Raw genomic sequence first — 11,579 nt, 5'->3', positions numbered from 1 at the left:
AGCCAGGCGCCTGTGCATAACCCTTGCGCGGTGATCCCGGTCTACAACCACGAAGGCGCCGTGCCGGCGGTGGTCGACGCCCTGCGGGAACAGGGCCTGCCCTGCATCCTGGTGGACGACGCCAGCAGCCCCGGATGCGCCAGCGTGCTGCAACGCCTGGCCGAGCGCGAGCAAGTGTTCCTGGTGCGCCTGGCGGTCAACCAGGGCAAGGGCGGCGCGGTCATGGCCGGCCTGCGGGAGGCCGCACGCCTGGGCTTCAGCCATGCCCTGCAAGTGGACGCCGACGGCCAGCACGACCTGAGCGCTGTGGATAACTTCATCCACTGTTCGCGCCAGTCGCCCCAGGCCCTGGTCTGCGGTTATCCACAGTACGACGCCAGCGTGCCCAAGGGTCGGCTCTATGCCCGCTACCTGACCCATGTCTGGGTGTGGATCAACAGCCTGTCGTTGCAGATCCCGGACTCCATGTGCGGTTTCCGGGTCTATCCCCTGGCACCCACCCTGGCCCTGGTCGATTCAGTGGCCCTGGGCCGGCGCATGGACTTCGACCCGGAAATCCTCGTGCGCCTGTCCTGGCGCAACCAGGCCATGCTCTGGCTGCCGACCCGGGTCCACTATCCCCAGGACGGCCTGTCGCACTTTCGCCTGTGGCACGACAACGCCCTGATTTCCGGGATGCACGCCAAGCTGTTCTTCGGCATGCTCGCGCGCCTGCCTCTGATTCTCTGGCGGCGGTGGCGCACATGAACCGCGAGCCCTCCTCCAACAGGCATTGGGCCGAACGCCGCGAACGCGGCAGCTTCTGGCTGATGAAACTCACCGCCTTCGGCGTACGGACCCTGGGCCGCCGGGTGCTGAGCCCGCTGCTGTACGCCATCGTCCTGTACTTCTTCCTGTTCGGCCGCAGCGCCCGCCGCAGCATCTGGCAATACCAGCTGCGCTTGGCCCGCTTCCACCAGCGCGAAGACCTGCTGCCCAGCCAGCGCCGGGTATTCGGCCAGTTCATGGCCTTCGCCGAGGCCCTGCTGGACAAGCTCGATGTGTGGAACGGCAAGCTGCGCCTGGAACAGATCGAGATCCTCGACCCGGCAGGCCTGCGCCAGCAACTGCGCGGCGAACGCGGACAACTGCTGGTGGGCGCCCACCTGGGCAACCTGGAAGTCTGCCGGGCCCTGGCCGAACTCGGCGAGCAGGTGACCATGAACGTGCTGGTGCATACCCGGCACGCCGAACGCTTCAACCGCCTGCTGGGCGAGGCCGGGGCCAGCAACCTGCGGCTGGTCCAGGTCAGTGAGCTGGACCCGGCGATCATGCTGCAACTGAGCCAGCGCCTGGAGCGCGGCGAGTGGCTGGCGATCGCCGGCGACCGAGTGCCGCTGCATGGCGGGCGCAACGTGCAGGTGGATTTCCTCGGCCAGCCGGCGGCCTTTCCCCAGGGGCCCTGGCTGCTGGCCGGGCTGCTCAAGTGCCCGGTCAACCTGTTGCTCTGCCTCAAGCAGCAGGGGCGCTACCGAGTGATCCTCGAACCTTTCGCCGAGGCCGTGCAGTGGAAGCGCAGCGACCGCCAGCAAGTGATCGCCCAATGGGCCACGCGCTATGCCGAGCGCCTGGGCCATTACTGCCTGCAAGCCCCGCAACAGTGGTTCAACTTCTACCCATTCTGGAAAACCGATGACAACCTCGACTCCTGAGCCGGTCACCTTCGGCGAACATCCCTTGCGCATCGAGGACGTGCTGGCCCTGGCCAACCGCCAGGCGCCAGCGCGCCTGCAAGCCGATGCGGCCTGGCGCCAGCGTATCGCCAAGGGCGCGCAGTTCCTCGACTCCCTGCTGGACAAGGAAGGGGTGATCTACGGCGTGACCACAGGTTACGGCGACTCCTGCGTGGTGGCGGTGCCACTGGAGCATGTCGAGGCGCTGCCCCGGCACCTGTACACCTTCCACGGCTGCGGCCTGGGCCAGTTGCTCGAACCCCAGGCGACCCGGGCGGTGCTCGCGGCGCGCCTGCAGTCGCTGTGCCACGGCATGTCCGGAGTGCGCGTGGAGTTGCTGGAACGCCTGCAAGCCTTCCTCGACCTGGACATCCTGCCGCTGATCCCCCAGGAAGGCTCGGTGGGCGCCAGTGGCGACCTGACGCCGCTGTCCTACGTGGCCGCCACCCTGTCCGGGGAGCGCCAGGTGCTGTTCCGCGGCGAACGCCGCGAGTCGGCCGACGTACACCGCGAGCTGGGTTGGCAGCCCCTGGTGCTACGGCCCAAGGAGGCCCTGGCGCTGATGAACGGCACCGCGGTGATGACTGGCCTGGCCTGCCTGGCCTTCGCCCGCGCCGACTACCTGCTGCGCCTGGCGACGCGGATCACGGCCCTGAACGTGGTGGCCCTGCAAGGCAACCCTGAGCACTTCGACGAACGCCTGTTCGCCGCCAAGCCCCATCCGGGCCAGACCCAGGTTGCCGCCTGGCTGCGCCAGGACCTGGCGATCGACGCCCCCACCGCGCCCCTGCATCGTCTCCAGGACCGCTACTCCCTGCGCTGCGCGCCCCATGTACTGGGAGTGCTGGCCGACAGCCTGGGCTGGTTGCGCTCGTTCATCGAAACCGAGCTCAACAGCGCCAACGACAACCCGATCATCGACGCCGAGGCCGAGCGGGTGCTCCACGGCGGGCACTTCTATGGCGGGCACATCGCATTCGCCATGGATAGCCTGAAGAACCTGGTGGCCAACGTCGCCGACCTGCTGGACCGGCAACTGGCACTGCTGGTGGACGTGCGCTACAACCACGGCCTGCCGAGCAACCTGTCCGGCGCGACGGCTGAACGGGCAATGCTCAACCATGGCTTCAAGGCGGTGCAGATCGGCGCCAGCGCCTGGACCGCCGAAGCCTTGAAGAACACCCTGCCGGCCAGCGTGTTCTCGCGCTCCACCGAGTGCCACAACCAGGACAAGGTGAGCATGGGCACCATTGCCGCCCGCGATGCGCTGCGCGTGCTGGAGCTCACCGAACAAGTGGCCGCCGCGACCCTGCTGGCCGCCAACCAGGGCGTCTGGCTGCGCAGCCGCGAAGCCGATGCCCGAGCCTTGCCGGCGGCCCTGGCGGCCATGCGCGCGCAACTGGCCGAGGATTTTCCACCGGTGATCGAGGACCGCGCCCTGGAGGGCGAACTGCGCCTGTGCCTGCAACGTATCGCCGAACAACACTGGAGGTTGCATGCGTAGCCAGGGAGCGATCTACGTCGATACCCAGATCCTGGTGCCGTTCTTCGATGTCGACACCATGCACGTGGTCTGGCACGGACATTACGTCAAGTACCTGGAGGTCGCCCGCTGTGCGCTGCTCGACAGGCTTGGCCACAACTATGAGCAAATGCGCGACTCCGGCTACGCCTGGCCGGTGATCGACCTGCAACTGCGCTATGTACGTGGCGCAGTGTTCGGCCAAACCCTGAACGTGCGCGCCAGCCTGGTGGAATGGGAGAACCGCCTGAAGATCAACTACCTGATCACCGACCTGGCCACGGGCGAGCGCCTGACCCGCGCCCGCTCGGTACAAGTGGCCGTGGCAATCGCCAGCCGCGAAATGCAGCTGGCCTCGCCCAAGATCTTCACCGACGCCGTGGAGCGCCTGTTGCCATGACCTTCTGTAAACGCTTGCTGCTGGCCTGCCTGCTCCTGCTGGCTGTGCCGCCCATGACCCAGGCCCAGGACTTCGACCTGCAGCGATTGAGCGAGCAACTGTCGCGCCCCGAGGTGATCCATGGTCGTTTCATCCAGGAAAAACACCTGCGGGCCCTGCCCCAGCCACTGACCAGCAAGGGCCAGTTCGTCCTGGCCCGCCAGCATGGCCTGCTGTGGCTGTTGCAGACCCCGTTGCAACAGGACTACCGCATCACGCCCAAGGGCATCGCCCGCCGCGATGCCGAGGGCTGGCAGATGCTGCCGGGCAAGAGCGCCGGCGCCGAGCACAACCGCCTGTTCCTGGCCGTGCTGCAAGGCGACAGCAGCGGCCTGCAGCGGGACTTCGAACTGCGCTTGCAAGGCACCGCGCAAGACTGGCACCTGCAACTGCTGCCGCGTTCACTGCTGCTCCAGCAGATCTTCACCCGGATCGACATCGACGGCGGCGCCCTGGTGCAACGCATCGAGCTGCTGGAAACCCAGGGCGACCGCACGTTGTTGATCATGCAGGACAGCACCAGCAATCAACCCCTGAGCGACCTGGAACGCCATGACTTTGCCGAGTGAGCGCTGGTTGCCACGCCTCTTCCTGATCCTGCTGGCCCTGGTCCTGGCCACTGCCGCCTGGCAGTGGCGCCACGGCGCGCCCTTGTCGGCCGACCTCATGGAACTGGTGCCAGGCACGGCTCCGGACGCCCTGGAGTTGCAGGCCGAACAGCGCATGCAGGAACCGTTGAACCGCGAGATCCTGGTCCTGGTGGGCCACGCCCAACGCCAGCAGGCGCTGGACCTGGCTCGCGAGCTGGCCGGGCAGTGGCAGGCCAGCGGCCTGTTCGACAAGGTCCAGTGGACCCTGCAGGCCGACCTGCCGGCCTTGCGCAAGCAACTGTTGCAGGGTCGTCTGGCGATGCTCTCGGCCAAGGATCGCCAGCAGTTGCTCGAACAACCCCAGACCTTCATCCAGCAACGAGTGCAGAGCCTGTTCGATCCCTTTGCCGGCTTCACCCTGGTGCCCAGCCAGGATGACTGGCTGGGGCTGACCGGGCGGATCCAGGCCAACCAGCCACAACACGCCAGCGTGCAACTGGACATCGGCAGCGGCGCGCTGCTGGCCGAGGCCGACGGCAAGCACTGGGTGCTGCTGCGGGCCCATAGCGCCGGCAATGCCTTCGACCTGCAATTGCCGTTGCAGGTGGCCGGGCTGCTGCAGCACAGCCGCGAACACGCCACTCAACAGCAAGGACAGCTACTGGCGGCCAGTGGCTTGCTGTATGCCGCCAGCGGCCAGCAACAGGCCTCCCGGGAGATCTCCTGGGTCGGCGGAGGCGCGACCCTAGGCATCCTGGCGCTGCTGCTCCTGGCCTTTCGCCGCTGGCACGCCTTGCTGGCCTTCGTCCCGGTGCTGGTGGGCATGCTGTTCGGTGCCGTGGCCTGCGTCGCCCTGTTCGGGCACATGCACGTCATGACCCTGGTGCTGGGCTCGAGCCTGATCGGCGTGGCCGTGGACTATCCGCTGCACTACCTGTCCAAGAGCTGGAGCCTCAAGCCCTGGCGCAGCTGGCCGGCCCTGCGCCTGACCCTGCCGGGCCTGAGCCTGAGCCTGGCCACCAGTTGCATCGGCTACCTGGCCCTGGCCTGGACGCCATTCCCGGCCCTGACCCAGATCGCCGTGTTCTCCGCCGCCGGCCTGCTGGGCGCCTACCTGGCGGCCGTGTGCCTGCTGCCGGCGCTGCTGCGCAAGGTCGAGCTGCGTCCGGCGCAGTGGCCGCTGCGGGTCGCCGCCAGCTTGCTGCGGCTGCGCAGCGCCCTGCTGGCACGGGTGCCGAGCCCGGTGCTACTGGGGCTGCTGGGGCTGTTTTGCGCGGCGGGCCTGTGGCAGCTCGACAGCAAGAACGATATCCGCCAGTGGGTCGGCGCACCGCCCCAGTTGCTGCAAGAGGCCCAGGCCATCGCCCGGATCACCGGCTACCAACCCACCAGCCAGTTCTTCCTGGTGCGCGCAGCCGACCAGCAACAGCTGCTGGAACGCCTCGACCTCCTGGACGAGCGCCTGCAACCCCTGGTGGGCCTGGGCAAGCTCAAGGGCTATCTGTCGCTCAACCAGTTGCTCAGCCAGCCGGCGCAGCAACGCCAGGTCCGTGCGGCCCTCGAGCGCCTGCCCGAATACTGGCAGCCACTGCTGGCGCTGGGCGTGCCCGAGCAGGCGCTGCAGGCCGAACTCAAGCAATTGCAGGAGTTGCCCCTGGCAGACATCGACAGCGCGCTGGCAGGGCCGCTGGCCGAACCCTTCCGGCCACTCTGGCTCGGGACCAATGCCCAGGGCGTGGCCGCCCTGGTCAGCTTGCAGGGCCTGAACGACGCGGCCTTGCTGCGGGTCCAGTCCGGCGACCTGCCGGGCATCCAGCTGGTGGATCGCCTGGGCGAGCTGAACCAGGTCTTTGCCGCCACCCAGGTCAGCGCCGCCGAACTCAAGCTGGCCTCCTGCGTGCTGATTGTGCTGGTGCTGATCCTGCCCTTCGGTCTCGGCGGGGCCTTGCGCCTGGTGGCCCTGCCGCTGCTGGCGGCCCTGTGCAGCCTGGCCAGCCTCGGTTGGCTGGGACAGCCGCTGACGCTGTTCAGCCTGTTCGGCCTGCTGCTGGTGACCGCCATCAGCGTCGACTACGCGATCCTCATGCGCGAGCGGATCGGCGGCGCGGCCGTGAGCCTGCTGGGCACCCTGCTGGCGGCGCTGACCACCTGGCTGTCGTTCGGCCTGCTGGCCATCTCCAGCACCCCGGCGGTAAGCAATTTCGGCCTGGCCGTCAGCCTCGGCCTGGCTTTCAGTTTCATCCTCGCCCCCTGGGCCGGCCATGAACCGCCCCCCGCTGCGCCAGCGGAGCCAGCACCGTGAGCCGGCCGTCGGCCTGCATGGCCTACCCGAACCAGAATCCCGCCGCAGCGGCAAGGAGCCCCAATGCCAACAATTGAAATGGAATGTCGCCTGCTGGCGCAAAGCGCCAGCGTCCCTCCGGCAGCCGATGCGAGGGTTCGTCCATGACCGGCCAGGCCACGCCCTACCTGAGCGACAGCTACGTCGAGGAAACCCGCTTCGGCTTCTGGTTCTTGCGCAGCCATACCTGGCAGCACCATGTGTTGCGAGTGGCGATCAACGATTTGCGTTCGCTGTTCGACGACGAGCCGCCGCATGCTCCGGTACTGCTGGACGCCGGCTGCGGCCAGGGCAAGTCGTTCCAGCACTTGCGCCAGGTGTTCGCTCCCCAGCGCCTGATTGGCATCGATGCCGACCCCCACAGCCTCACGCTCAGCGCCGAGGAAGCCCGGCGCCAGCAATGGGAGGTGGAGCTGATCGGCAGCGACTGCGCGACCCTGAAGCTGGACGACGCCAGCGTCGACCTGTTGTTCTGCCACCAGACCTTCCATCACCTGGTGGAACAGGAAAAAGCCCTCGCCGAGTTCTATCGTGTGCTCAAGCCCGGCGGCTACCTGATGTTCGCCGAATCCACCCAGGCCTATATCGATACCTGGGTGATCCGCTGGCTGTTCCGCCACCCCATGCACGTGCAGAAAAGCGCCACCGAGTATTTGCAGATGATTCGCCAGCAAGGCTTCGAGTTCTCCGAGGACAATGTGTCCTATCCGTACCTGTGGTGGAGCCGCGCCAAGGACTTCGGCCTGCTGGAGCGCCTTGGCCTGCGTCAACCGCCACCGGTGGGCCAGCGCGAGGAAACCCTGGTCAACGTGGTGGCTCGCAAGCCCCTGGCGGCGCCGGGTACCGGGCAAGGTCGAGCCTCATGATCCGTGCCCTGCTGCTCGGTTGTGTCCTGCTGCTTAGCGCCTGCGCCAGCCAGGCGCCACTGCCGCAACGCGCGCCCGCGCTGGACCTGCCGCTGCAACTGCATATCCAGCGCCAAAGCCAGGGCCAGCGCCAGGATTGGCTGCTGGTGCTGCAGGCCGAAGGTCCGGGACTGCGCTGGTCGCTGATGGATCCCCTGGGCATCCCCCAGGCCCGCCAGCGCCTGGTGGATGGCCAATGGCAAGCCGATGGCCTGCTGCCGCCCAATCCCGAGGCCAGGGAGCTGTTCGCCGCCCTGCTGTTCGCCTTGACCCCGGCGGCCGAATTGCCAGCCAGCTACCCCGGCGCTCAAACCCAAGACCAGCGTCGGGCCCTTGGCCAACGCTGGCGGGTCACTTATCGACAAACACTGGATTTCACCGTGCAACTGCCCCAAGGCCCGCACTATCACGTCACGGAGCTGACCACCGAGGCCACTCCATGACCGCCTACCTCAACGCCCTCGGGCTGATCTGCGCCCTGGGCCGCAATCGCCCGGAAGTCGCCCGCAGCCTGTTTGCCGGCGACTGCTCGGGCATGCGCGCAGAAAGCGGCTGGGTACCCGAACGCACGTTGCCGGTGGCCGCGGTGCGCGGGCCCCTGGCCAGCCTGCCGCCGGGCCAGCAGGTCCATGGCAGCCGCAACAACCAGCTGCTGCTGGAGGCCACGCTGCAGATCGAGGACGACATCCACCGGGCCATCGAGCGCTACGGCCATGGCCGGGTCGGCGTGGTCCTGGGCACCAGCACCTCGGGGATCGACGAGGCCAGCCGCGGCCTCGCCGGCTACCTGCGGGACCGGCAGTTCCCGGCGGACTACAACTATCGCCAGCAGGAGCTCGGCGCCCCGGCCAACTTCCTCGCCCAGTGGCTGCAATTGAGCGGGCCGGCCTACGTGATCTCCACCGCCTGTACCTCCAGCGCCCGGGCCCTGCTCAGCGCCCGACGCCTGCTGGACCTGGGGATCTGCGACGCGGTGCTGTGCGGTGGGGTCGACAGCCTGTGCAAGCTGACTCTCAATGGTTTCTCGGCCCTGGAGGCGGTCTCCGGCCAGCGTTGCAATCCGTTTTCGCGCAATCGCGACGGCATCAATATCGGCGAAGCCGCGGTGCTGTTCCTGATGACCCGGGAACCCGGCACCGACCCTTCCATCGCCCTGCTCGGCGGTGGCGCCAGTTCCGATGCCTACCATATCTCCGCGCCGGCCCCCGACGGCCGTGGCGCCCTGCAAGCCATGGAGCTGGCGTTGCGCAGCGCCCGGCTGCAAGCCCGGCAGATCGCCTACCTGAACCTGCACGGCACCGCCACCCAGCACAACGACGCCATGGAAAGCCTGGCGGTGGCCGGGCTGTTCCCCGAGGGCGTGCCCTGCTCCTCGACCAAGCCCATGAGTGGCCATACCCTGGGCGCCGCCGGGGCCCTGGAAGCAGCGTTCTGCTGGCTGGCCCTGGGTGCCGACAACCCGGGTGGAGCCTTGCCGCCCCATGTCTGGGATGGCCAGGCCGATCCAGCGCTGCCAGGGCTGCACTGGGTCACCGCCGCCGACCGCCTGGAGCCCCGTTCACCCCGCCGCCTGATGAGCAATTCCTTCGCCTTCGGCGGCAACAACGTCAGCCTGATTATCGGAGACGCCCCATGATTGACTGGCCGCTCGCCGAACTGCTGCCCCACGCCGGCGACATGATCCTCATCGACCAGGTCCTGGCCTTCGATGAAGAGCAAGTGCGCACCCGCCTCCAGGTTCGCCCCGGCGGCCTGTTCAATCGGCCCGACGGCAGCCTGCCAGCCTGGGTCGGCGTCGAGCTGATGGCCCAGAGCGTCGCCGCCTACGCCGGTTGCCGTGCCCGCCAGCAAGGCCAGCCAGCGGAGCTGGGCTTCTTGCTGGGCACTCGCAAGTTCCAATGCAATGTCGAGTGCTTCCCCGCCGGCAGCGTGCTGGAAATCCATGCGCTGCGCTCCCTGGAGGACGACAACGGCATGGGCGTGTTCGAGTGCCACCTGAGCGGCCCGGACATCGCCGCCAGTGCACGCCTGAACGTCTATCGCCCGCCCCGGGCCGCCGACTACCTGCATGAAACCGCCGATTCTTCCAAAGGAACCCCGTCATGACTGACTCCGTACTGGTCACTGGCTCCAGCCGTGGCATTGGCCGCGCCATCGCCCTGCGCCTGGCCCAGGCCGGTTATGACCTGGTGCTGCATTGCCGCACCGGCCGTACCGAAGCCGAAGCCGTCCAGGCCGAGGTCCAGGCCCTGGGCCGTACCGCCCGCATCCTGCAATTCGATGTCGCCGACCGCGCGGCCTGCAAGGCGGCCCTGGAAGCCGATGTCCAAACCCATGGTGCCTACTATGGCGTGGTGCTCAATGCCGGCCTGACCCGCGACGGCGCCTTCCCGGCCCTGGGCGAGGAAGACTGGGACCAGGTGCTGCGCACCAACCTCGACGGTTTCTACAACGTCCTGCATCCCGTGATGATGCCGATGATCCGGCGCCGCGCAGCGGGGCGAATCATCTGTATCACCTCGGTCTCGGGGCTGATCGGCAACCGTGGCCAGGTCAACTACAGTGCCTCCAAGGCCGGCCTGATCGGCGCTGCCAAGGCCCTGGCCATCGAGTTGGGCAAGCGCAAGATCACCGTCAACTGCGTGGCCCCGGGCCTGATCGACACCGCCATGCTGGATGAGAACGTGCCAGTGGAAGAACTGCTGAAAATGATTCCGGCGCAGCGCATGGGCACCCCAGAGGAGGTCGCCAGCGCGGTGAATTTCCTGATGTCCGCCGAAGCCGCCTACATCACCCGCCAGGTGCTGGCGGTCAACGGGGGCTTGTGCTGATGAAGCGCGTGGTCGTCACCGGCATGGCCGGCATCACCGCCCTGGGCAACGACTGGGACAGCCTGGTCGAGCGCTTCGCGGCCAATCGCAGCGGCATCCGGCGGATGGACGAGTGGGACAGGTTCAGCGAGCTCAACACCCGCCTGGCCGGCCCCATCGACGATTTCCAGGTGCCCGGGCACTGGACCCGCAAGCAGCTGCGCAGCATGGGCCGGGTCTCGCGGCTGGCGGTCGCGGCCGCCGAACAGGCCCTGGCCGACGCCGGGCTGCTGGGCGATCCCTCGATCAAGGATGGGCGCATGGGCGTGGCCTGCGGCTCGTCCACCGGCAGCACCGAGGAGATCAAGGCCTTCGGCAACATGCTGCTGAACTCGGTGGCCGAAGGGCTCAACGCCAACTCCTACGTGCGCATGATGCCCCACACCACCGCGGCCAATATCAGCATCTTCTTCGGCCTCACAGGGCGCCTGATCCCCACCTCCAGCGCCTGTACCAGCGGCAGCCAGGGCGTCGGTTATGCCTACGAGGCGATCAAGTTCGGCCGCCTGCCGATGATGCTCGCCGGGGGCGCCGAGGAGCTGTGCCCCACCGAAGCCATGGTGTTCGATGCGCTGTATGCCACCAGCTTGAAGAACGACGCGCCCCACAGCAGCCCGCGGCCCTACGATTGCGATCGCGACGGCCTGGTGATCGGCGAAGGCGGCGGCATGCTGGTCCTGGAAGAGCTGGAGCACGCCCTGGCCCGGGGAGCGCGGATCCACGCGGAAATCGTCGGTTTCGGCAGCAACGCCGACGGCCAGCACACCACCCGTCCCGAGCAGGCCACCATGCGCCGGGCCATGGAGCTGGCGCTGGAAGACGCGGCCCTGGCGCCCGCCGCCATCGGCTACGTCAACGGCCATGGCACCGCCACCGAACAGGGCGACATCGCCGAGACCCAGGCCACCAGCAGCCTGTTCGGCAACCGCATGCCCATCAGCTCGCAAAAGAGTTTCCTCGGCCACACCCTGGGCGCCTGCGGGGCCCTGGAGTCCTGGTTCAGCATCGAGATGCTCAAGCGCGACCTCTACGTGCACACCTGCAACCTGGACCGGGTCGACCCTCGCTGCGGCGAGCTGGACTACCTGCAAGGCGGTTTGCGTGCCATGAGCCACGAATACGTAATGAACAACAACTTCGCCTTCGGCGGCGTCAACACCTCGTTGATCTTCCGCCGCTGGTCCTGACCCTGCCCCCTCC

At 67.8% G+C, this 11,579-nt stretch carries 12 protein-coding genes; all 12 read left to right on the top strand.

Annotation, left to right across the window (positions count from 1 at the left end; genetic code table 11):
• The first annotated feature begins 12 nt into the window (after positions 1-12).
• A complete protein-coding gene (locus C4K40_RS02390) occupies positions 13-747 on the top strand; it encodes a glycosyltransferase family 2 protein (protein WP_053132941.1) in 735 nt (244 codons plus the stop codon).
• Positions 744-1,691, top strand: coding sequence for a glycosyl transferase (locus tag C4K40_RS02385; protein WP_022639938.1), 948 nt, complete (start codon positions 744-746; stop codon positions 1,689-1,691). The genes C4K40_RS02390 and C4K40_RS02385 overlap by 4 nt, the downstream gene beginning before the upstream one ends.
• The gene (hutH, locus tag C4K40_RS02380) at positions 1,672-3,216 is read left to right on the top strand and encodes a histidine ammonia-lyase (protein WP_022639937.1); all 1,545 of its coding nucleotides are present in this window, start codon (positions 1,672-1,674) and stop codon (positions 3,214-3,216) included. Before C4K40_RS02385 ends, hutH begins: the two co-directional genes overlap by 20 nt.
• Positions 3,209-3,634, top strand: coding sequence for a thioesterase family protein (locus C4K40_RS02375; RefSeq protein ID WP_053132441.1), 426 nt, complete (start codon positions 3,209-3,211; stop codon positions 3,632-3,634). The genes hutH and C4K40_RS02375 overlap by 8 nt, the downstream gene beginning before the upstream one ends.
• Positions 3,635-3,687: 53 nt before the next feature.
• Positions 3,688-4,242 carry an outer membrane lipoprotein carrier protein LolA gene (locus C4K40_RS02370; RefSeq protein ID WP_371263447.1) on the top strand — a complete coding sequence of 185 codons (555 nt, stop codon included), beginning with the start codon at positions 3,688-3,690 and terminating at the stop codon, positions 4,240-4,242.
• A complete protein-coding gene (locus C4K40_RS02365) occupies positions 4,226-6,565 on the top strand; it encodes an MMPL family transporter (RefSeq protein WP_053132445.1) in 2,340 nt (779 codons plus the stop codon). Before C4K40_RS02370 ends, C4K40_RS02365 begins: the two co-directional genes overlap by 17 nt.
• A gap of 143 nt (positions 6,566-6,708) precedes the next feature.
• Positions 6,709-7,470, top strand: a complete 762-nt coding sequence (locus C4K40_RS02360; RefSeq protein WP_053132944.1) for a class I SAM-dependent methyltransferase — start codon at positions 6,709-6,711, stop codon at positions 7,468-7,470.
• Positions 7,467-7,952 (top strand): DUF3261 domain-containing protein, encoded by a 486-nt coding sequence (locus C4K40_RS02355; protein ID WP_053132448.1) that lies wholly within the window; start codon positions 7,467-7,469, stop codon positions 7,950-7,952. The genes C4K40_RS02360 and C4K40_RS02355 overlap by 4 nt, the downstream gene beginning before the upstream one ends.
• A complete protein-coding gene (locus C4K40_RS02350; protein WP_053132451.1) occupies positions 7,949-9,145 on the top strand; it encodes a beta-ketoacyl-[acyl-carrier-protein] synthase family protein in 1,197 nt (398 codons plus the stop codon). The genes C4K40_RS02355 and C4K40_RS02350 overlap by 4 nt, the downstream gene beginning before the upstream one ends.
• Positions 9,142-9,615: a hotdog family protein gene (locus C4K40_RS02345; RefSeq protein ID WP_022639930.1), complete on the top strand. Its 474-nt coding sequence runs from the start codon at positions 9,142-9,144 to the stop codon at positions 9,613-9,615. Before C4K40_RS02350 ends, C4K40_RS02345 begins: the two co-directional genes overlap by 4 nt.
• On the top strand, positions 9,612-10,340 hold the full coding sequence (fabG, locus tag C4K40_RS02340) for a 3-oxoacyl-ACP reductase FabG (protein WP_022639929.1): 729 nt from the start codon (positions 9,612-9,614) through the stop codon (positions 10,338-10,340). The genes C4K40_RS02345 and fabG overlap by 4 nt, the downstream gene beginning before the upstream one ends.
• The gene (locus C4K40_RS02335; RefSeq protein ID WP_053132454.1) at positions 10,340-11,566 is read left to right on the top strand and encodes a beta-ketoacyl-ACP synthase; all 1,227 of its coding nucleotides are present in this window, start codon (positions 10,340-10,342) and stop codon (positions 11,564-11,566) included. Before fabG ends, C4K40_RS02335 begins: the two co-directional genes overlap by 1 nt.
• Positions 11,567-11,579: the final 13 nt, after the last annotated feature.

Source organism: Pseudomonas sp. CMR5c (assembly GCF_003850545.1).
Lineage (GTDB): Bacteria > Pseudomonadota > Gammaproteobacteria > Pseudomonadales > Pseudomonadaceae > Aquipseudomonas > Aquipseudomonas piscis.
This window is presented reverse-complemented; position numbering and strand designations above follow the sequence as displayed.